Annotated in this window: 21 protein-coding genes; 7 read left to right on the top strand and 14 right to left on the bottom strand. The window is 46.4% G+C overall.

Translation table 11 applies throughout. From position 1 onward, the window contains the following. From HMPREF9163_RS04425 to HMPREF9163_RS04395, 7 genes are all read right to left on the bottom strand, one after another. The coding region (locus HMPREF9163_RS04425) for a DNA polymerase (protein ID WP_009440473.1) at positions 1-1906 on the bottom strand (1906 nt) is incomplete at its 3' end. A 65-nt stretch (positions 1907-1971) separates the two neighbouring features. Then, on the bottom strand, positions 1972-2529 hold the full coding sequence (locus tag HMPREF9163_RS04420; protein WP_009440472.1) for a DUF2815 family protein: 558 nt from the start codon (positions 2527-2529) through the stop codon (positions 1972-1974). Position 2530: 1 nt separating this feature from the next. Continuing rightward, positions 2531-3658 carry a DUF2800 domain-containing protein gene (locus HMPREF9163_RS04415; RefSeq protein ID WP_037346051.1) on the bottom strand — a complete coding sequence of 376 codons (1128 nt, stop codon included), beginning with the start codon at positions 3656-3658 and terminating at the stop codon, positions 2531-2533. Beyond that, positions 3658-3906: a hypothetical protein gene (locus HMPREF9163_RS04410; RefSeq protein ID WP_157049417.1), complete on the bottom strand. Its 249-nt coding sequence runs from the start codon at positions 3904-3906 to the stop codon at positions 3658-3660. Before HMPREF9163_RS04410 ends, HMPREF9163_RS04415 begins: the two co-directional genes overlap by 1 nt. Positions 3907-4048: 142 nt before the next feature. Next, positions 4049-4579: an RNA polymerase sigma factor gene (locus HMPREF9163_RS11480; protein WP_009440469.1), complete on the bottom strand. Its 531-nt coding sequence runs from the start codon at positions 4577-4579 to the stop codon at positions 4049-4051. Positions 4580-4976: 397 nt separating this feature from the next. Continuing rightward, positions 4977-5183, bottom strand: coding sequence for a hypothetical protein (locus HMPREF9163_RS04400; RefSeq protein ID WP_009440468.1), 207 nt, complete (start codon positions 5181-5183; stop codon positions 4977-4979). Positions 5184-5198: 15 nt separating this feature from the next. After that, entirely contained in the window at positions 5199-6011 is an 813-nt protein-coding gene (locus HMPREF9163_RS04395; protein WP_009440467.1) for a helix-turn-helix domain-containing protein, read from the bottom strand. Positions 6012-6547: 536 nt separating this feature from the next. Here HMPREF9163_RS04395 and HMPREF9163_RS04390 point away from each other — a divergent pair. Further along, positions 6548-7279 (top strand): MvaI/BcnI family restriction endonuclease, encoded by a 732-nt coding sequence (locus HMPREF9163_RS04390; RefSeq protein ID WP_009440466.1) that lies wholly within the window; start codon positions 6548-6550, stop codon positions 7277-7279. Between the two features lie 18 nt (positions 7280-7297). After that, a complete protein-coding gene (locus HMPREF9163_RS04385) occupies positions 7298-8077 on the top strand; it encodes an MvaI/BcnI family restriction endonuclease (protein ID WP_009440465.1) in 780 nt (259 codons plus the stop codon). A gap of 44 nt (positions 8078-8121) precedes the next feature. Here the strand turns inward: HMPREF9163_RS04385 and HMPREF9163_RS04380 are convergent, their stop codons facing one another. The 5 genes from HMPREF9163_RS04380 to HMPREF9163_RS04360 form a co-directional block, all read right to left on the bottom strand. After that, positions 8122-10140: a site-specific DNA-methyltransferase gene (locus tag HMPREF9163_RS04380; protein WP_157049416.1), complete on the bottom strand. Its 2019-nt coding sequence runs from the start codon at positions 10138-10140 to the stop codon at positions 8122-8124. Continuing rightward, positions 10137-10325 carry a hypothetical protein gene (locus HMPREF9163_RS04375; RefSeq protein WP_037346046.1) on the bottom strand — a complete coding sequence of 63 codons (189 nt, stop codon included), beginning with the start codon at positions 10323-10325 and terminating at the stop codon, positions 10137-10139. The genes HMPREF9163_RS04380 and HMPREF9163_RS04375 overlap by 4 nt, the downstream gene beginning before the upstream one ends. 407 nt (positions 10326-10732) lie before the next feature. Next, complete coding sequence (locus tag HMPREF9163_RS04370) at positions 10733-11644, bottom strand: bacteriophage abortive infection AbiH family protein (RefSeq protein ID WP_009440463.1); 912 nt, start codon at positions 11642-11644, stop codon at positions 10733-10735. 41 nt (positions 11645-11685) lie between these two features. After that, entirely contained in the window at positions 11686-12783 is a 1098-nt protein-coding gene (locus tag HMPREF9163_RS04365; protein ID WP_009440462.1) for a YifB family Mg chelatase-like AAA ATPase, read from the bottom strand. 194 nt (positions 12784-12977) lie between these two features. Next, the gene (locus HMPREF9163_RS04360) at positions 12978-13349 is read right to left on the bottom strand and encodes a MerR family transcriptional regulator (RefSeq protein ID WP_009440461.1); all 372 of its coding nucleotides are present in this window, start codon (positions 13347-13349) and stop codon (positions 12978-12980) included. 66 nt (positions 13350-13415) lie between these two features. Here HMPREF9163_RS04360 and HMPREF9163_RS04355 point away from each other — a divergent pair, with 66 nt between their 5' ends. After that, entirely contained in the window at positions 13416-14213 is a 798-nt protein-coding gene (locus tag HMPREF9163_RS04355) for an SDR family oxidoreductase (protein ID WP_009440460.1), read from the top strand. Here HMPREF9163_RS04355 and HMPREF9163_RS04350 read toward each other — a convergent pair whose 3' ends face one another. After that, positions 14214-14645 carry a WYL domain-containing protein gene (locus HMPREF9163_RS04350; RefSeq protein ID WP_009440459.1) on the bottom strand — a complete coding sequence of 144 codons (432 nt, stop codon included), beginning with the start codon at positions 14643-14645 and terminating at the stop codon, positions 14214-14216. It lies immediately after the preceding gene. 40 nt (positions 14646-14685) lie between these two features. On the opposite strand from HMPREF9163_RS04350, the gene HMPREF9163_RS04345 reads away from it, so the two are divergent. After that, positions 14686-15294, top strand: coding sequence for an SAP domain-containing protein (locus HMPREF9163_RS04345; protein WP_083475859.1), 609 nt, complete (start codon positions 14686-14688; stop codon positions 15292-15294). Positions 15295-15472: 178 nt separating this feature from the next. Next, positions 15473-15838 carry a pyridoxamine 5'-phosphate oxidase family protein gene (locus HMPREF9163_RS04340; protein ID WP_157049415.1) on the top strand — a complete coding sequence of 122 codons (366 nt, stop codon included), beginning with the start codon at positions 15473-15475 and terminating at the stop codon, positions 15836-15838. 216 nt (positions 15839-16054) lie between these two features. Here HMPREF9163_RS04340 and HMPREF9163_RS04335 read toward each other — a convergent pair whose 3' ends face one another. Continuing rightward, a complete protein-coding gene (locus HMPREF9163_RS04335) occupies positions 16055-16936 on the bottom strand; it encodes an Rpn family recombination-promoting nuclease/putative transposase (RefSeq protein ID WP_009440456.1) in 882 nt (293 codons plus the stop codon). A 442-nt stretch (positions 16937-17378) separates the two neighbouring features. Here HMPREF9163_RS04335 and HMPREF9163_RS04330 point away from each other — a divergent pair, with 442 nt between their 5' ends. Continuing rightward, positions 17379-18725: an S-layer homology domain-containing protein gene (locus tag HMPREF9163_RS04330; RefSeq protein ID WP_009440454.1), complete on the top strand. Its 1347-nt coding sequence runs from the start codon at positions 17379-17381 to the stop codon at positions 18723-18725. A gap of 124 nt (positions 18726-18849) precedes the next feature. Further along, a complete protein-coding gene (locus HMPREF9163_RS04325; RefSeq protein ID WP_009440453.1) occupies positions 18850-20481 on the top strand; it encodes an IS1182 family transposase in 1632 nt (543 codons plus the stop codon). Positions 20482-20534: the final 53 nt, after the last annotated feature.

The raw sequence follows: 20534 nt of genomic DNA, 5'->3' as shown, positions 1-20534 counted from the left end.
CATCCGCCTTGAGCGGCAGCCCCTTCGCCCACGGCGAATTCTCAGCCATAATGGAGCATATCTCCTCCACCGATGAAACTCCGTATGGGACTTCGAGTACGATTTCGTCATGAACGTGCATCACAATGTCAAAGCCCCTGTTTCGAAGCTGTTTCATTGCGAAGACGAGCAGATCACGAGCTGTTCCCTGTGTGATATTTTCAACAAGTTTCCCGCCGAAGGTTTCAATCCTCTCCCACTTCTTTGTCATACCAAGACCTTCATAGGTGACGGATTCCCCTCCGAATCGATTCTCTCCGATGCGTGGCTTTGCATACGCGAGTTCTCTGCCGCTTGGCAAACGTATAAACAAAACACCGCACTTATACGTGCAACGGATGCCGTGTGTTTCTACTTCAACACGCCGCTTCACACAGGTCTTGACGGCACGATCCACATCCCACCAGAATTGCACAATATGTGGATTTGACGCACGCCACAAATCCACAAGCGGCTGAAGTTCCTCCTCCTTCATGCCGGACTCGACTGCGCCCATCGCAACAAGAGCACCGACGGAGCCGCCGTATCCACAACTCAAAACTGCCTGCTTCCCTTTCTGACGCAAGTCTGCATTCTCGCCGTGCTTTTCAACTTTGCAATGAAACATCCGAGATGCCGTTTCGCAGTAAATGTCCCCGTTCTCTCGGAACACATCAAGTACCCACCGCTCCCCCGCAAGCCATGCGAGAACTCTTGCTTCGATGGCAGAGTAATCAGCGACAATGAAACGGAAGCCGGAGCGGGGTACAAATGAGGTGCGGATAAGCTGTGAGAGCACATCCGAGGTGCTGTCATAGAGCATATCCAGAAGGTCGAAATTACCGTCTTTGACAAGTGTGCGAACCTCCTTCAGCTGCGTGAGATGGTTTTGGGGCAGATTCTGTAATTGAATGAGTCGCCCCGCGAAGCGCCCCGTTCTGTTTGCACCGTAAAACTGGAACAATCCACGTGCACGGTGATCCGCTCCCGTGACCGCTTCCATTGCCATATACTTCTTGACGCTTGTCTTGGATAGTTGCTGCCGCAGTTCCAATACCTCCCGCACATCTCCCGTTGCTGTTTTAATCATTTTGGTCACTTCACTTTTTGCGAGAGATTCCACCGAGAGTCCTTTCCCGCGCAGCCAGTCCATAAGCTGCAGCGGAGAGTTCGGATTCTCAAGACCGGTGAGTTTCCGCGCCCGTTCAAGACAAATTACCTTGCTGCGCTCATCGCAGCAGATCGCCTGTGTGACAAATGTGGTATCTACCGAAATCCCACGGTCATTGATTTCTTGGTCTATGACATAGTTCTCCCACTCGCTCTCCGGCACGGGAAATTTTTGCAGCCGTACTTGAATCGACAGTTCTGTTTCCACATCTCGTTTATTGTATGCCTTAAACAGTTCCCACTTCTCCGGGGCATCCATAGGAAAATTGCGCGTCCTGCCGCCGTTACTCTTGGTCGCCTTGCACGGGACACAGAAATACCGTATGAGGTCTTTTCCCTCCCCCAACTTCTGCCGATCAAGCCGCAGCACAGCCCCTACATCTTTCAGAGATAACGGCAGTCCGAGTGTCGCCGCCCAGATCATCGAGCAACGCCATGCGTTTGGTTTCAGGTGGATGCCAAGATGTCGCGAAAGACATACGCGCTCAAACATGGCGTTGAATGCCCATTTTGTGACAGTATCATCCGTCAGTGCCGCAAGAATATCTTTCGGGATCTCTTTCCCTTTCGCCAGATCCACAACCTGCACTTCTTCTCCGTCCACAGAATATCCGAACAGCAGGATTTCAAAATCCTCTGCCTCCGCATATTTATATATACCCGCCTTTACAAGTGGGACGCTTGAAAATGTCTCAATATCAATACTGATTGACTTCATATCTGTTCTCCCATAAAAACAGGCGACGGCTTGCGCCGCCGCCCATTCCTGCAAATTCCGATTGATTAGCTGAGGAAATCTTCGTCCGCATCGTCAAGGTTCCGGAAATCCGATGCGGCCGTTGTACGCCCGCCGAGCGGTTCGCCGTCTGCGATTTTCTGGATATTTCCGAGTCCGCATGCGATTCCTTTGTTGCCGTTGCTGTTGAACGCATAGAGTGTAATGCTCACATGGGCATAGCATCCGGAGTAGACCTCGTCACGATCCAGAATCGGCTGCACCTTCGAATCAACAATCTGCGGTGCCGTCCGAGAGTTTGCGTTGATGAAGTAGGCATCTTTGTAGTTCTCGTCATCCGGACGCTCGACATCACCATCGCGCAGTGGTAGCTTGATCGCTCCCTTGTTCGGCTTCTTCCCGCCGAACTTGCCGAGTCCTGCGTCGATGGCAGCATCCACCGCCGCTTGGATATCCTTGACTGTCTTGGTATCCGATTTAGGAATGATAAGGCTGACGGAGTATTTCTCCTCGCCGCCGTTGATGGATACCGGCTCCCACACATGTGCATAGGAGAGACGAACCTTGCCCGTGATAACCTTCGTGTTGTTGTTTTTCATTGCCATGTTAATGTACCTCCGTAATCGCTGTGAATTCTGACTGAGCACTGCCTGTATGAATCGCCGGACGCTTGTCCGATACCGGGACGAGTGTCGGCTTTCCGGGCGGCTTTTCGATAAGACCGCCAAGAATATCTGTAAATACTTTCTTTCCCATCAACTTTTCCATCTGGGTCAGTGAAATGAGTTTCTTATCGAAGATGTCCGTATACCCTGCCGATTCTGCTTCCCTTGCAACGGCATCCTCATCCTTATACCTGCGGACGGAACGCCACTCCACAATCTTGAAGCCCGTCCACGCCTTGCCGTGGTTGACCGCCGCATCCGTCGCATAGGCGAGAATGGCATTTGCCCACTTGATGAGTTCCGGGATTTCTCCGAGAACGTCCTCAATCTCCTCGTCTGTAATGAGCGGAGGATACTTGAACTCCTCTTTGGCAAGCCGCAGTTTTTCCTCCGCACGCGCCCTGCAGCGAACCGATGCACGGCAAAACGTACACCATTCGCCTGCGCAGTATTCTCCCTCGCCCGCATAGGCGAGGCGCGCTTTCTCTACAAGATCGTCCCTCGCCCAACGCAGAAGCTCTTCTTTGGAGAGCGACCATGTGCATACATTTTCCCTTCGAGGTTGGAAGATACTCACGGAGATTTTCTGGATATCATAGATTCCGTCGAGAAGTTCCAATGCGCCGAGTGCGTAGAGCATCATCTGGGGATTGTGTTCCGCCTCCACGAGTACGCCCACACCGTATTTGAAGTCAACAATGTGGAGCCTGTCTCCACCGACGATGATGCAGTCTGCCGTTCCGAACGCCTCCGTCACATAACGTGTAATGTCGAGCCGCTGCTCGACAAGCACCATCGGCGAAGGAATTTCTCTCATCCGTTCCTGCACGAACAAAACATAGTCATCGGAACAGCGATCCATCTCATCATCTTCAAAATCTGACTGCGGCCGCTTGGTGCGGAGCTTCAGAAGTTTACGCAGCTTATGCTCACAGAGCGCGTGCGCTGCTGTTCCTTCGGCGGCTACTTCACTCGATGAAGATGGAAATTCACGTTCAAGGCAAGCGGACGGTGGACAGTTCATCCACCGATGTGCCGCCGAAGGCGACAACAATGCGTGTGTCCCCATCAGAGTTCCTCTGCTTCTTTGAGCATGGCAGCGTAGGCATCTTGAGGAATATCACTTAGACGATCCGCGCCATACTTTGTAATGAGTGCCTTGACCGCCTCACGCTTTCCCTCCGTACTCTTACGCACGAGAACAGCGCGTACAGCTTCAAGGGAGACGGCTTTTTCCTCTGTCTGTCCAGACTGTATTGCTTCCAGGGCATCGGCTGCGTCTCGCAGCATTTGGGGGAGATCTTTCAGATCAACCATGTCCATCAGTTCCTTTCATCAAGATTTTCTTTGCGGCATTACGGGCAATCAGACTGATTGCCATGAGAACGGCTGCGATTTCCTTGCTTCGCATTCCTCTTCCCTCCTTTCACAGGAGAGCGGACAAAAACCGCCGAAACGGTCACCCTGTTTTCAAAAAATCTCGGAGCACCGCATAAAGCCTGTCTTTTCGCTTATGAACTGCAGTCTTTGATTTGCCGAGGATTTCAGCAATTGTGCGCTCAGATTCACCCTCCCCGATCAGTTGGAGAAGCAGTCGATCTTCCGGGGCGAGATCTTCCATCGCCTCAAGGAGTTGCTCTATCATGAGTTTCCGGATGCAGAAATCCTCGAGGCTCATCGAAGAAACCGCCTCCTCGGGCATCATGTCAATAGAGGATTCCCTGAACACAGGCTGTGTGCAATGATCGCAGTCATGCTTGCATGCATCCTTGCGACTCTGATTCACACAAAGCTTCTTCGCTCGCGTTGCTTCCTTTTGCTCACGCCATATTGGGCGCATATATTCGCGGTATACCTCTTCCGTCACCGGAATCTTCACAACGCTTTCCCGTCGATTGCCGATCCACCACCATTCGACATCTTGTGGCTCAATCTCGAAATCCCTAATCGTCTCGGAGGTAACTTCCATTGGAATGAAATACTGCTTCATCGTTGTATCCTTTCTGTCTGAACAAGGTCAGCGGGATACAACGAAGGCCGATGCACTTGACGTACACCGGCCGCAATTACCTAAAAATGGGCATAGCGGTAAACGGTGGGACATCGAAGTGCCATATGCGTTGCGTATGCGCAGCATGGTCTTCGTATGTTCCCGCCGCCTCTGATGGCCATCTCAAGGCTTTGAGATTGTGAGCCGAATCACTCGATCCGGTTCATTTGAAATAAAACCTTTATCTCCTCTCACCAAAAAGGAGAAAAGTATCTTTTGTTAGGCATCAACTCCTCCAAATATCTTTCCCTCACATTCGTTAAATAAAAAACCGCCAGAGTTATCCATCTAGCCTAACGGCTGAATCAGATAACTCCGGCGGTTAGCTCCACGTTATTTACGGGGCATGTTGCGGTAGCTTCATGTTTTGAGTTTTCAACTTATTCACTTGGTAAACGACATCTTCCCAAAGGATTTTGACATAACGACGCGTTTTCCGCTCCTTACGAACCAGATAAATTTGTTTATCCTCTTCAATGATTGCATCGCAGAAACGCGTGGGATTGGAGCAGTCATTGCCTAGGCTACGAATTTCTATCTTCATATACTACGAACCTCCTTAAAACGGGATATCATCTTCGTCAATCACCGGGGGATCATCTTCCATGTCATTCTGCATGAATGCATCAATGGCATATCGTAAACTCTTATCAATTTTGGGATGGCTCATATTCTCATTGACAGTCGAATATAAGCCATCGAGAAGGTGAGAAATCGTAGTTTCCCCCTTGTTATCACAAAGAAACTGAGGTTCCTGTCTCGGCGGAGTCATCCAGATTTCTATGGCGTAAGTATCAGGATCAGAAAGAGATGAAAATATTTTGCAAATGTTCATCAAGTGTAAGAGTGTGCCATTCTTCATTCGTAAGGAATAGCAATCCCTGTATATCCCCGTACGACAATCAAAGTTATGTGATGCGAAGACCACCTGAGTAACTTCTCCGACCGATTCATCATAATCGTTTGACGCATCGTAAGTACGCAATTTAAATAATGGATGCCCAGTATTACCGTATTCATCTTCCTGCAATCGATTTAACTCCACCCTTGATTCACGTACCCAGTTAAGGCTATCTGCGACAGTGTCGCTATTGAGTTTTCCTAAGAATGACATAAGATACTTCTCGGTCGGCGTAGCATTCGTCAAGTCTGCCCGCAGCAAGGTATCGACATTGATATGCAACAACTCTGCGACCTTCATGACAAACTCGACACCTGGCTTCGACTTTTCATCTTTGCTGGCACGGGATATATATCCAGCACTGACCCCTGCACTATTCTCGATTTCTCCTATTTTTAGATCATTCTTCCTTATCAAATAGGAAATATTGTCAAAAAAAATAGTTCTATCGAAACCTGTCGGCATTTCCATCACTCCTTTCAAGTTCAATTGTATATTAACAAATTTTTATATATTCGTCAACTATTTCTATGCGATTTATATTTTTATCAAAAACAAACTCTAATTGTAGCGGTTTTTACGATATCGCAGTAATAGCGAGTAGTATCTACATATTATATATAAGAAAAACTTCCTTATGTTATCACTCAATAACATAAGGAAGTTTTTCTATGTGCAATGCTGGTAAAAAACACATAGTATGCCAGAAAGAGTAATGAATAGATTTCCCTCACAAATCTTGATTTCCAATCTTGCGCTTGATAAGACAATTTGCCGTGATAAGTCAGCAGACATTCATAGTGCGCTCTGAGCCGATACATGTGCCACGATACCTTCAGAAAGATCTTCCAACACAGGGAACAAGAGCAGCATTTTGAGATGGTAACAGATACCTACTAAAAATAATAAGACTCAACATGCAGGGGGCGGGGGTGTAAATGTCGAATATTTCTTAATGTAGAGAGCTATTAATAGGCATCAAACTCAACTGAAAGGAATGATCATACATGATTCAAACATTGAATGAATTTATTAGTGAATATAAAAAAATTTGCGATGTGGGATGGGTTCGAACCCACCGAGCTGGCCCTACAGGAATCGGAAAAACATTAGAGGATCTCCTTGGAATTCAGGAAAACAATATCGATGGCCCAGACTTTGGCGACTATGAACTTAAGTCATGTCGCCTTGGATCTAACAGTATGCTCACTATCTTCACAAAAACGCCTCAACCCCGAGGGGCAATTAATACTTTACGAATAACGTTCGGATATTCAAGTGATGCATATGATAACGAGGAAAAAGTTCTTCATGTAACGCTATCTGCAGCTGGATTTACCTCAATCGCAAACACAGGGCATAGTCTTAAAATCTCTTGCAGCCCAACCCAAATATCAATTATAGACGAAACCAAAACAGAATATGCGTACTGGACAAGAACGGAGTTGAAAACGGCCTTCGAAAGGAAATATAAGAATACGTTTATTTATGCCAAAGCATACGCACAAGGTTCTGGGAGAGATGAAGAGTTTAAATTTGTAGAGGCATACGAGGTCTCAGGCTTTAACTATGACTCTTTTGTTGCCTTACTTGAACAAGGAAAAATATACGTAGATCTACGAATAGGTCAATATCACGGAGGTCTAAAAGACGGTCAAACTCATGATCATGGAACAGCGTTCCGAATCAAAGAAAATGATCATTCACTGTTGTTTAAAAACAACAACAGAATCGTATAGATAGGAGATATTACTGCTATGGCAGAAAGAAGAATAAAAATATCAGGTGACTTAACATCCGATGACAAATTTAAGAAAAAAATGGAGGAGATCAGAGACAAGGAGTTTATTGAATCTCATCGTACTGGTGATACTGGAGTGGGAAAAACACTAGAAGATGAACTAGGAATTGAAGAAAATTCAATTTCGGCTTCGGATATTGGAGGTGTAGAGTTAAAAGCAAGTCGAATAGGAGCAAATAAAAAGGTTACGCTATTAACAAAATCGCCAAGTAAGAGAGGGGTTAATAATAGAATTCTGAGAGCGCGTTATGGATATCAGACAGATGAATCACGAAAAATCAACGAGGATATTAAGGTTTTACATACATCGGTAAACGGTAAAGATTTCAATAGTTTAAATGGCGAACCTTTTATGAAGCTGACGCAAAAAGGAGATAGAATATATTTAGAGCATGCAGAAGATGGAATTCTTGAAGATATATACTGGCAAAAAGATCAATTAGAAAGAGCCTGTAAAAAGAAATATCCTGAAGGAAAAATGTACCACGTCCAAGCGACAAGTAAAATTGAGTCCGGTAAAGAATACTTTCATTATATAAAAGCATATAGCTTAGAAAACTTTAGTGCCGAGAAACTGATAGAAGGTTTAGTTGCTGGAGATTTAGAGATAGACATCAGACTGGGGGTATATGCTTCGGGCAATAAAAAAGGAAAACCTCACGATAACGGCACTGCAATTAGAGTATCTTATAACAAACTCAACGATTGTTTTGATACAAGGACGCCCTTATTGTAAAAAAAGATGCTCTTATTGGGTATTCCAAAATAAGAGCATCTTTTTTATTTTTTTCGAAGAATAACAATATGTTCCATGGTCATAGTCGTATTAGTCTTCCCTATTTCGTTTGTAGGCGAATTACGGAAAGGCATAATCTTGTTTGGTATATTTCTATTTACTATATAAATAGGAACTAAACCATACTGTGAAGCCAGCTCTGTAATGATAACATCCGTTTGTAACAATTCATTTTTTACAGTACGATTGCCTACTACCCAAAACTGATATCCACCAGATTTAGTTTTTGCTGCAATACTCTTTATCGAAGCATCTAAATCTTTATAAAAGCTGTATACATCACCAGCTCGCTCAATATCAATGTCTTTTATTTTAGATAGTGCTACTCGCAACGTTTCACTTTGAAGTGAAAACTCAAAACCATTTCGATATTTATTGCCTCCCATCAGTGTTTTATCTATCCTCATAATCTCTTTTTCAGAGAGATTATGAGGATTTATCCATTGTAGTGAAAGACGACTATATTCGCCATATGCGACAGTGGTTCTACTATCACCGTATGGAGGAGAAGTTATTACTAGATCAAATGTGTTATCAGGAACATCTTCCAAAGTACATGTGTTGTTATTGTAAATAGTTGTCTTCGTCACAAATGAATTTTTTGCTAAGGTACAACTGAAGTCTTGCATTTTTTTTACATTACGTAAAAGAATATCCGCGAACTCTGTATAAACATCGGGGTTGAACTTTAATACTTTGGGAGCTGGCATCCTGAACATCTTAAATTCACCATTTCGGCGATTTGATACAAGGCGTATTGATTCACTCATAGCAACAAACATAAAATCTCTAATATCAAAATCAGCGACTTTATAGATTTCTGATTTGATAATTGCCAACTCTAAAATAACACGTGGCCTAAACCAATATCCAATGTTTTTAAAGTCAGGGATTTGGATATCCAGTTTATTTATATTGCAAAAGTCAACCAGTATTGATGGTGCTTTATCAGCCCACCCTTTTTTTCCAGCAATATCAAGCCCAAGTGTTTCAGAAATATATGTATCGACTTTTTCTAAAGATTCTTTGTTAGAGTATAGTCTATCATGTATATTTGCTAATAGTAATTCAGATGAACTTTTTAACTTTGAATAATCTAGTTTAGTCGTTTTAGCCTTACAAAGAAGCAGCGCAAATGGATTTATATCATTGCCAGCAACTATATCCATACCACTCAGCATACCTTCAACAAGTACAGTTCCCGAACCAGCAAAAGGGTCAAATATGGATTTTACTGGTTGAATATTACGCACTATTTTTATGATATTTCTACTTATCGGACTTACCATCATAGCAGGATAGTTGTGAATGCCATGTGTATATGTTTTTGTATCTTCTTCCTTAAAATCCCAATAATTAGTAGGAAGCTTTTGAAGGATTTCAATTAGCTGCATATCCCGTGATGTAAGCATAGGAACCGCCTTCATTTGTTTTTCTTCTGATTTTGCAATAGGACTATAGTTTCCCTTATGGGTTTTAACTTCCACAGTACAAATAGTATCATTATGCCACCCACCGTGAGGAATAAGTAATATTCGCTCTATCTCAAAACCGTATTTATACCCAATTCCACCACTGTTCCATCCAAATGTAATAACTTTACCTCCAAGCTTAACTATACGAGAAATCGCTCTTTTATGATTCCCCCAAAAAGAAGCTTTGGTTGTATCCCAAGTGACATTGTATCCGACACTATTATAACATTCACTAACTTGACGCGGTGAATATGGAGGATCATAAAGGACACCATCAACAGACTCAGAATCGAACATATTTAAAAAATCCAAGGCATCCATATGATAATCTGTATCATATTCTTTACTTAGATCATTTGTAATACTTGCTATTCTGTTCCGATTTGCAAAAGGATCTACCCACATTTTTGTCAAATCAACTTCTTCAGATAGAAGTTTTTTTATAGGAGTCATTTCAAAGGTATTCTTATTGGGCATAGACCATATTCGTTCAATTCGTATATTATGAGTATCATTCACCTTTTTCATCTATTATCCTCTGTGGTCACTTCATCTACTTTTAGTACAAGACAAGCGTTTGTCTTATCAAAAAATATATTGAACTTTGACTTCCCTTTTTCAACATTTAAATTTGATAGTATACTCTTTGGCATTCTAATACGCATATCCTTTTGAAGAACATATGTATCTAAATAGATAAGATTATTACCCATAAGAATTTACCTCCAGACTAATTTCAGTCTGATAATAGCACAATTATAGTCTATCGTCAAATTACTTAGCATACGCATCTACACTGGCATAGGCACCCCCATACCAAGGTCTTCTTCCAAGACCTCATATACCAATTTTAGATCATGGAGTGATAATCCCCATCGTAAATATTCTCTACAATTCCATTTACTATCTTATTCGTTCCAAGAAGATAATATCCTGATAGGCGTTGCTTCTAAGAAAGATAACAGAATGCACATGTGATTCTAAAGGGCTTAATCCATATGTAGACGACCCTCTCCTCTTATGACCTTATACATTCTATACTCTCTTCACTTTATTACAAAAAATAAAGGGATTCGCACATTTATGGCGAATTCCCCGTAACAGTTTGGATTCTCCCTCATCAGCTGAATCTATCGAAAGTACCTCTAAAGCCACATGCTCTTATGGAGTATTCAAATGCGCTATTGCGACCATTTGCATCATCAAAGCTATTTAAATACCATATTACGTTTCTACTCAAAGACTTCGCTATCTCCTGCACATATATTAAGTCAGCTTTTCCATATGAAAAACCATAAGAATATATCTTTTCAATGCCCCTTTTCCCAAGAAGCTCAAAAAAACTACGATGAGTTTTCAATGCTTTCTGTACGTCTTTTCTAAGCACCTTATCAATATGAGAAAGATAATACTCCGTTCCAATATTTTCTTTCTCATATTTTTCGTAAAGCGACTCATCTTCTCCATGACCAAATATGAAATCTTCTCCAATTTTTCCATGGATATGGCATACTTTACTTATATTGTAAACCTTCTCCAACGTAAGTGTATAATTCGTGGAAAAGAAGATACTTTTATTGCGATCAATTAACTCTTGAAATTCTTTTCTAGGCTTTACATCATCAATTTCTATTTGGTTTATCCACTCTGTAAAGAATCGATTTATAAAAGGAACAATATCAACTATTGACCGCGATAACGGCCCATTGTTTCCTACTGTCTTAAAAAGATTCTCCTCCCCATCTCTATCCATAACCATTTCAGAAAAACAATCACCATAACTCTGCCCATATAAAGAGTTCTCGAACTTGCTCCATTCTATGTCATCATTATTCGCATCAAAAACATTAAACCAAAAATCTGCTATATCACTATAATCATAGGTATGCTCCCAATTAATCGTTGGGATATCATATACTTCATGTTTTGTTGGATCATATTGCTCCTGTAGATATTCACGAAAATCTCTATAGGAGCTTTTTATACCATGTGATAAATCAAATCCGTTCCCTATAATAAATAGATTACTCATTTTCTCTCCATACCACGAATGTCGCAACTTCACATAAGAAATCAAGCGACCTCCTGCATATCATTACATTGTATCGTTATCGACGTTACTTCGTTCATTGCCGCTACCAAAATGATACTAGAGGGAAACGTCAGTGTTGCGTTGGCGCGCGATACCGTAATCTGGCGATCCTCAATTGGCTCACGTAGCACCTCAAGCGTCTTCTTGCTGAACTCCGGCAGCTCGTCGAGAAAGAGTACGCCGTGATGCGCGAGTGTCACCTCGCCCGGACGCGGGATGCTCCCACCGCCGATCATCGCCACCGTCGAGGATGTATGATGCGGACTGCGGAAGGGGCGCGTCGTCACAAGCCCTGTATCCTTGCCGAGCAGCCCCGAGATACTGTAAATCTTCGTGAGCTCGATGGCTTCTTCCTTCGTCAGTTCGGGCAGGATCGAACTCATCCGACGCGCCAGCATCGTCTTGCCCGAACCGGGCACGCCAACCATGAGGACATTGTGCCCTCCTGCCGCCGCAATCTCAAGCGCACGTTTCGCCTGATACTGTCCCTGCACGTCTGCAAAGTCATCGGTGAAAGCGGCATCCTTTTTCTGCTCTGTTGCTTGTGGCACAGCAGGAGAAAGCGTTTCTACGCCTGTCAAATGACGCACAAGTTGTGCCAAGTTATCAATCGCATAGACCTTCAGTCCGTCAATGAGGAGTGCTTCGTCTGCATTGGATGGAGCAACGTAAAACTCCGTCAGACCATGTTCCCGCGCCGTAATCGCCATCGGGAGAATGCCGCTGATCGGACGGCAGTTTCCATCGAGAGAAAGCTCTGCACAGAAGAGCGCATTCTGCACCGCCGTCTCGGGAACCATACCGTAGGATGCAAGCAGACCAACCGCAATCGGCAGATCAAGCCCCGAACTGTCCTTTCGCACATCGGCGGGCGCAAGATTGACCGTCACTCGCTCCTGCCGCAGCTGAATGCCGGAGTTGCGGATTGCAGTGCGTACCCGCTCCTTCGACTCCTTCACCGACGTATCGGGAAGCCCCACCAGTTCAAAGCCCGGCAGCCCGGGCGACACATCCACCTCAACGTCGATAATCCGTCCATCTATCCCGAGGGTCGTCGCACCATAGGTCTTTGCAAACAACGGTCTTCCCTCCCATATTTCAAATATAAGAAAATTATAACACAGGATGGTGGAAGTTGCCTAATGATTCTTTGCGAAAAAATCCCGCCTGTAGCGTCCCAACAACGGCAGAAAGCTCTTTGTGTGAGACAACACAGGTATCATGGCAATATCTTTCCTATGTGCATAATATGACTAGCTCGCTCCGCATCAAATCATTCTTTACCATGCTCCTCGATTACCTCACAATAAAATGCGATCTTGGCATCGAGTGCCTCCATATGTGCGTGCAGCTTCTCCACCTCTGCCGCAAGATTGGCACGGTGCCCTATGAGCATTTCCATCCGCGCTGAAAGAGTATCGTCGCCCTCTGCCCGCAACGCAGCATAGCGCCGAATCTCCCGAATTGGCATCCCCGTCTCCTTGAGTCGCAGGATGAATGCTGCCCACGCAACATCTCGTTCAGAGTAGCACCGCCGATTCGCCGCCGTACGCTCCGGCAGGAGCAGTCCCTCATGCTCATAGTAACGCAGCGTATGAATTCCCAGCCCCGTTTTCCGTGAAAATTCACCAATACTATATTCCATAAAATCCTCTCCTTGACATAGAGTATACTCTACATTGTAAAGTAGTGCCAAAAGGAGGATTTCATCATGAACAAACAAAACAGCAGATACACCGTGATCACGGGGGCAAGCTCCGGCATCGGAGCGGCGACAGCAAAGGCATTCGCCGGGCGTGGACACAACCTCATCCTTATTGCACGGCGCACAGAGCGACTAAATGCCCTAAAGGAAGAGATTCTTGCCGCACATCCGGCACTGGACATCATTATCAAAACTGCCGATCTCTCTTCTGTCGAGAACGTCACACAAGTCTATGATACAATAAAAGCCTTACCTATTGGGACATGGATCAACAATGCGGGCTTTGGAAGCTATGGCGCAGTCGGCACATCCGACCTTGACAAAATCAGACAAATGCTTCATCTAAACATCGAGGCACTGACCGTCTTTTCCACACTCTTCGTACGAGACTTCGCTGAGATAGAAGATACGCAGCTGATCAACATTTCCTCCGTCGGCGGCTACACCATTGTCCCAACTGCTGTCACCTACTGCGCGACAAAATTCTATGTCAGTGCATTCACCGAGGGACTCGCACATGAACTCATAGCACGCGGCGCGAAGCTCCGTGCAAAGCTCCTTGCCCCCGCTGCAACGCAGACCGAGTTCGGCGCAGTCGCGAACAACAACGCCGCCTATGACTATGACAAGGCGTTCGGCACCTATCACACAAGCAACCAAATGGCAGAGTTCCTTCTCGCCCTATACGATAGCGACCAGACAATCGGTATCGTTGATCGCGAGACCTTCGCATTTCGTTTGTGCCTGCCACAGTTTCCCTATGCGGGAGGTTCTGCACATAATCAAAATGTAGTCGATGAGTAATTACGCCATCTCCTTATAATGCATCGTCAACGTACGTAGCCGTGTACGGATCACCTCTCTGAGTGCCATAGACTCGACCGTTTGAACTTCATCTCCATAGTGGATAAAGTAATCCGCGATAAACTCCTCCTCGCCCACATTGTAAAATCCATGGATATAGTACCGCCCATTCTCCTCCACAAGTCGCATGGATGAATAGTGTTCTTTATAAAAAAAATCTCGTCCTTTTGCTGTAATTTCGACAACAAAGGAGAGAGCATCTGCACGGCGATAAAGTTCCTCTGAGGGGCGTGCAAAGGACAAGAGAGGCATCCCCGCCACATCCATACACTCCTCCACCGCAGTGATGCGGTCACACCGAAAGACACGCGCCTGCCCCATCTCGAAATCATGCGCTGTGTCATACCATAAATGTGATATAATGATAAACATCTATTTGTCTGACCTGCTATTTACGAAAGGAGATGTCATTATGGCACAGCGTCCTGCATTTGATGAGATTCGCTCATATGAGGAGTTTATAAAATATTATTGGTATCGAACAGAACTCGTAGAGATTTGCAAAAAGATTGGAATTGCACACGGGGGGGTAAAAAAAGATCTCAATCACAACATTGCAGAATACTTTAAAGGGAACATAGTCAAAGCCACTCCCGAAAAAGAGCAGATGATATCATCTGGAGCGATTTCCTTGGACACACCATTACTTGCTTGCAACTTTTCGTTCAACACAAAGTTTAGAACATATTTCTCAAATCTGACGAGGGTTGCTCCCTTTAAATTTACAGCAGATATGGCGACCGCATGGCGAAAGGTGAAAGCGGATCACGACACATCGTTTACTATACAGGACATGTTGAATGTATATAAGGGGATATCGACGTATGCAAAGTATGATTCTTCTGCATGCGAATGGAACCGCTTCTTAAAAGATTTCTGCGCTGATCCCATAAATGACAAGTTCAAATCAAAATTAAAGGCAGCTGCTATCCTATGGCGAATTGTTCGTGATTCCGATCAACCTAAAATGTATTCACACACATTAGTGCAAGATCATTTAAAACAACTCGAAAAGCTTTAAGGATAACATGTCTTAATTAATTTGTTGACTGTATTGTAAGAAACGCTGATAACTGTAGTCCAACTTCTCTCAGCGCATCTTTTCCCTGCCAATGTCCCCCTATAGAGTACCAATCTTCATCCACTTTGTTTCCTTAAACAGAACAACCCCCTACATCCATCACGTCCATATTGTCCTCATGCTATCATCGGTGGACAATACGCCCCATGTGCGCATTGTGAATTTTGTCTATGCAGAGGAGAAAAAGCTCGTCTACTTCGCAACCTTTCCAGACAATGCAAAGGTTGGTGAAATCGACGCAAACCATACAGTTTCGTTCACCACGATCCCTCATGACGGGGGAACGGCACATGTCCGTGCCGTCGGCACTGCCGCGAAGAGCAAGCGCAGTATCTTCGACCTCGCCGATACATTCACAGCAAAGATTCCGGGCTACGACGAAACAATTGCTGCGGTCGGTGACGCACTCATTGTCTACGAGATCACATTTCCCACTGCGACAGTGACCGTCGATATGGAACACAGTGGAACGGTGACGATTTGAGTGTTGCTGCCCCATACCGATGATTGAAGGGCATCTTTCTTAGGGACTGTAACGAAATAGTGTTTTTGACACTACCGTTACAGCCCCTTTTTTGCGGCTAAAATCGCAGGGCGATTTTACCTCAGCCCTTCACCAAAAGCTCATACTTCCTGCGTTCTCCGGGCGGGTGCAGAACGTCCATTGCCTTTTCCATGGACAGCCCCGGCCGGTCCATTATTACAGTATTGCCTTGTATCGGCTGCGCTCCGCTGGAGGGACAGATAGCGCGTCCATCGCCTTATCGGGCGTCCATTGCAGGTTCTCCATAAGATTGCGAATCGAACGCACCAACCCCTCTTGCTTGCCTTCCTGTCTGCCTTTTTCCAATCCCTTTTCCATTCCTATTTCCATCGCTTCCTCGGCACGCACCTGGAGGGCGCGCTCTTGATCCCATGCAAAGTTCAGCATATCGAAAACCTCCTCCTTATATTTCTTCCGGAAATAATCTCTTAGATAGTCATTCTTGATACAGTACTCAACCGCGTCGATAACGGCGGATTTGAGCATACTTCCATGATTGACGCTCTCGCGCACCTTGGCGATGAAGACACTATAGGACTTTAACTCGTGACACCTTTCCAGGATGTCGCGCTTTGGCGCATCATTGATATTGATGATCTCGACTTCAAGCTCCATTGAACTCTTTTGCCTGCCGAAGGCCTCGGACAGCCGCAACATCTGGCGATCGGGTATCTCCGCTTCGCCGTTGTAGAGCACATAACAGCGCGGTGCGGGGAGCGAAATGAGCGCGCGCCGGTAGACCGCATCCGCGGGAATATACTGCCGATAGATCTCCATGAGATACATCGCGAGCCGCAGGGGCATATTCGCATTGATCGTGCTTTGATGCTCGGCGAGGATCACATGCCGATCGCGGACAAAGAAACTCACATCGTTCTTGATCCCTGAGAATAACGTCTCGTCGATGCCGGCGAGCTTGATCTCATCGGGAGACGCCGCGCTTCCCTCAAGTGCTTGATAGAGACCGGGCAGACGCAGCGGATCGTTGAATATATCGCGAAACAGCGAGTCCTTGTAATTGCGTTTCCCCGGTTTCATCACACGCTCATCTCCTTGTCCCTATTATACTATGAAAAACTTTTGTGTGACAAGAGCAGCGGCGCATCGCCCGCATGAAAATGTGCAGCGAACGATTGAATTTCGTAAGCCGAGCTCGTTTTTGTTTTTTGGCGGGCGAATCGCGGCGCATCCTGCGAGCGGAACCGAAAAAAACCGGCGGCCTGCGCAGCCCGTACGGAGCGGGAGATCGGGCCGTCCGCCGCGGGAAATCGCGCATCCGGGACTGAAAATAAGATGAAAATTATAACCTGATATAAAATTTTTTACTCATAAAGCTTGCAATTTGTTAATTCGCATGCTATGATGAAATCGTTCCAAGAGATTGGGAATCTATCGCAAAAAGGAAACAAGGATACTTCAGCGAGAATTCGCTCCTTTTGGAAATCGATAAAGTTCTATTTATCAGAAGGAGGAGTTTCTCATGAAGAAGACTCTCGTATCCGCGCTGGCAACGGCTCTTGTTGTCGGTGCGGCAAGCACCACGTTCGCCGCTGCGAACCCGTTCTCCGATGTGCCCCGCGATCACTGGGCATACGACGCCGTGACGCAGCTCGCGGCCGACGGCGTTGTCGAAGGCTACGGTGACGGCACGTTCCGCGGCGACCGCAACATCACGCGTTACGAGATGGCGCAGATGGTCGCAAAGGCGATGGCAAAGGGCGATATGTCCGCATCGGATCGCGCGCTCGTCGACCGCCTTGCCGCTGAATTCGCGGATGAGCTCAACAACCTAGGCGTCCGTGTCTCCAACCTCGAGCGCAATGCCGACATGGTGAAGTGGAACGGCAAACTCGAGTATACCTATACGAGTCAGCGCAAGAAGTTCAATCATACGAAGACGAACGATGACAATCTCTTGTTCCGCCTCGAACCGTCGGCTGAGATCAACAGCCACTGGCACGTGAACGCACGCCTTGATGCGGAGACCAAGCTGAAAACGGACGCGGGAGATGACGACGGAGACAAAGTCACGCTTAAACGGCTCTATGCACAGGGAGACTACGGCAACTTCCAGGTGAAACTCGGCAAGATGGAACTGCTCTCTGCCGAGGCGTATGCGAAACCCGGCGCTCTCGTGTTCGACGATGAGTTCTCGGGCGCCGAGGTCAGCTTTGGCAAGGATTTGAAGTTCAAACTGCAGGCCGGCCGCATTGATCTGGACGACGCCTTCGGCGCGCCCGGCGGCGGTCACGGTGCGCACAACCTGCCGGGGGATGAAGACGTGGCGAACTATCAGGGCGTCGAACTGCAGTATGACAAGAATAATGTCCTGCTGGGTGCGGGCTACTACCATCTGGGCTCCAATTATTTCAGAGGGATGCATTTCCACAGGAGAAATACGGTCCGGTACCTCAACGACAGAGCCGAGAATCTTAGAAACACGAAGGCGGATATCTGGGCCGTGAACGGCGGCGTCCGATTCGGCGACGCAGGCATGCTCTCCGGTGCTTACGCGGAGAACACAAAGGCGGACAATGCAAAGAGTTCCTGGCAGGTCACCTATGAGTACAAGGGGGCTGACCCGGAGGACAAGGGATCGTGGGGCGCTTATGTTGCCTACCGTAAACTCGGCGGATTCGCTTCCCCGTTCCCGACGAGCGACGGTGCCATGTGGGATACGAAGGGCGTAGAGCTCGGTACGGATTATACGCTTTTCAAAAACGTAGTGCTCTCGGCGAAATATTTCCGCGGCAAGGAGATCTATGTCGGACCGACAGCTGACGACAAGGCGGAGAAACTCTTCGGCCGCGTCGAGTTCTTCTTCTAAAAATACTTGCGGCACCCGCCGCATAAGAAAAGGGGCTGTTGCACGAAACAACCGTGCAGCAGCCTCAATTTTGTGCAAAAACACAGAAGCCGGTGTTTTCAAACACCGGCTTCTGGCGTAAAATATGAGTATGCAAAACCAAATTTTACATAAGGATTATACATCCTACGGAGGCACATTTCAACCCAGTCTCCCCCTCAACTTTGAATTTCAAATCAAGAAGGACGATCCCGTTCGCCTCCTGCTCCACTGCATCCATCAAATGGATCTTACACCACTGTACAGGAGCTTTCGGCGTGCCGAGCGGAATCTCGTATCACCGCATCAGCTGCTTGCCATCCTCATCTACGCATACATGAATCAAATCTACAGTTCCCGCCGCATCGAGGAGGTATGCCTAAGGGACATCCACTTCATGTATCTGCTCGAAGGGCAACCCGCACCGGATCACACAACCATTGCCCGTTTTCGCAGGGATCACTTTGCCCCCTGCGCCAAGGAGATTCTGGCACAAATGGCACAGTTTCTTGCATCCGTTGGAGCCATCTCGTTTGAGAACCTCTTTGTCGACGGTACAAAGATCGAAGCCGTTGCGGGCAAGTACACCTTCGTTTGGAAAAAAGGCGTTGCAAAGAACCGTACCAAACTCATGGAGAAACTCGACACCTTTCTTGCCGGCGTAGAAAAAGAGTTCGGTATTCACCTGCGCCGTGGCTCTGAGATTCGCCTGCACCATCTGAAACGTCTGCGCCGACGTTTGAAACGCATCCAAAAAGAGCAAAACATCATCTTCGTTTACGGGAGTGGAAGACGAAAGACCGTGCTTCAGCGTACCATGGAGACATTGGACTCTTACATCAGCCGTCTGAAGGACTACACAAAGAAGCTGCACATCTGCGGAGATCGCAACAGCTTTTCCAAGACAGATTATGAAGCGACCTTCATGCGGATGAAAGAAGATGCCATGAAGAACGGTCAGTTAAAGCCGGCATATAATCTGCAATATGGCGTGAAGGCATCCTTTATCGTATGGGCAGGTGTTTACCCGAACCCAACAGATACACGGACACTCATCCCGTTTTTGGAGGATTTTCATGCACACATCGGAAAAAGGAGCCGAAAACTCGTCGCCGATGCAGGATATGAGAGTGAGGAGAACTACCTGTATTTGAGGGAAAAGGGACAGGCCTCCTACATCAAGCCGAACAACTACGAAGTGAGCAAGAAGCGCAAATGGAAGCAGGACATCGGGCGGCGGGAGAACATGAACTACCTTGCGGCGGAGGATGTCTACCGGTGCGCTGAGGGGCGGCGACTTGTTGTGACGGGGACGCGCAGGACAAAGAGTGCGCGCGGGTATGTGAGCGAAAAGACCATGTACACGTGTACAGACTGCAACGGCTGCGAAAGAAAGAAGCAGTGCATCCATGGCAACCACAGCAAGATACCAATGGAGGAACGAACCAAGAGATTGGAGGTTGCCAAGGTCTTTCAACGAGAGCGTGCAAAGAACCTTGCACGGATCAAGAGCACGGAAGGCATCGTCCTGCGGATGAACCGCAGCATCCAGGCAGAGGGTGTCTTTGCACAGATCAAGGGAGCCTTTGGATTTCGCCGCTTTCTTACGAGAGGGCGTGCGAATGTCTTGGGTGAGACCATTCTGCTGGCACTGGCACACAACGTCTTCAAACTGCATCAAAAGATACAGAGCGGCACGTTGGAGCGGCATCTGGTATCATTGAGAGAAGCGGCATAAGAAGACGTCGGAAATAAATCAATAAGGGCACACGAATAAGGGCGAGCATTGCA

Origin of the sequence: Selenomonas sp. oral taxon 138 str. F0429 (assembly GCF_000318175.2) — a bacterium.
Lineage (GTDB): Bacteria > Bacillota > Negativicutes > Selenomonadales > Selenomonadaceae > Centipeda > Centipeda timonae.
This window is presented reverse-complemented; position numbering and strand designations above follow the sequence as displayed.

Coding starts and splice junctions, on each gene's coding strand:
- HMPREF9163_RS04330 (WP_009440454.1), top strand. CDS start 17,379: ATGAAGAAGACTCTCGTATCCGCGCTGGCAACGGCTCTTGTTGTCGGT.
- HMPREF9163_RS04360 (WP_009440461.1), bottom strand. CDS start 13,349: ATGGAATATAGTATTGGTGAATTTTCACGGAAAACGGGGCTGGGAATT.
- HMPREF9163_RS11480 (WP_009440469.1), bottom strand. CDS start 4,579: ATGAAGCAGTATTTCATTCCAATGGAAGTTACCTCCGAGACGATTAGG.
- HMPREF9163_RS04385 (WP_009440465.1), top strand. CDS start 7,298: ATGGCAGAAAGAAGAATAAAAATATCAGGTGACTTAACATCCGATGAC.
- HMPREF9163_RS04395 (WP_009440467.1), bottom strand. CDS start 6,011: ATGGAAATGCCGACAGGTTTCGATAGAACTATTTTTTTTGACAATATT.
- HMPREF9163_RS04325 (WP_009440453.1), top strand. CDS start 18,850: ATGAGTATGCAAAACCAAATTTTACATAAGGATTATACATCCTACGGA.
- HMPREF9163_RS04400 (WP_009440468.1), bottom strand. CDS start 5,183: ATGAAGATAGAAATTCGTAGCCTAGGCAATGACTGCTCCAATCCCACG.
- HMPREF9163_RS04375 (WP_037346046.1), bottom strand. CDS start 10,325: ATGGGTAATAATCTTATCTATTTAGATACATATGTTCTTCAAAAGGAT.
- HMPREF9163_RS04335 (WP_009440456.1), bottom strand. CDS start 16,936: ATGAAACCGGGGAAACGCAATTACAAGGACTCGCTGTTTCGCGATATA.
- HMPREF9163_RS04420 (WP_009440472.1), bottom strand. CDS start 2,529: ATGGCAATGAAAAACAACAACACGAAGGTTATCACGGGCAAGGTTCGT.
- HMPREF9163_RS04345 (WP_083475859.1), top strand. CDS start 14,686: ATGGCACAGCGTCCTGCATTTGATGAGATTCGCTCATATGAGGAGTTT.
- HMPREF9163_RS04390 (WP_009440466.1), top strand. CDS start 6,548: ATGATTCAAACATTGAATGAATTTATTAGTGAATATAAAAAAATTTGC.
- HMPREF9163_RS04350 (WP_009440459.1), bottom strand. CDS start 14,645: ATGTTTATCATTATATCACATTTATGGTATGACACAGCGCATGATTTC.
- HMPREF9163_RS04370 (WP_009440463.1), bottom strand. CDS start 11,644: ATGAGTAATCTATTTATTATAGGGAACGGATTTGATTTATCACATGGT.
- HMPREF9163_RS04380 (WP_157049416.1), bottom strand. CDS start 10,140: ATGAAAAAGGTGAATGATACTCATAATATACGAATTGAACGAATATGG.
- HMPREF9163_RS04410 (WP_157049417.1), bottom strand. CDS start 3,906: ATGGTTGATCTGAAAGATCTCCCCCAAATGCTGCGAGACGCAGCCGAT.
- HMPREF9163_RS04340 (WP_157049415.1), top strand. CDS start 15,473: ATGCTATCATCGGTGGACAATACGCCCCATGTGCGCATTGTGAATTTT.
- HMPREF9163_RS04415 (WP_037346051.1), bottom strand. CDS start 3,658: ATGGGGACACACGCATTGTTGTCGCCTTCGGCGGCACATCGGTGGATG.
- HMPREF9163_RS04355 (WP_009440460.1), top strand. CDS start 13,416: ATGAACAAACAAAACAGCAGATACACCGTGATCACGGGGGCAAGCTCC.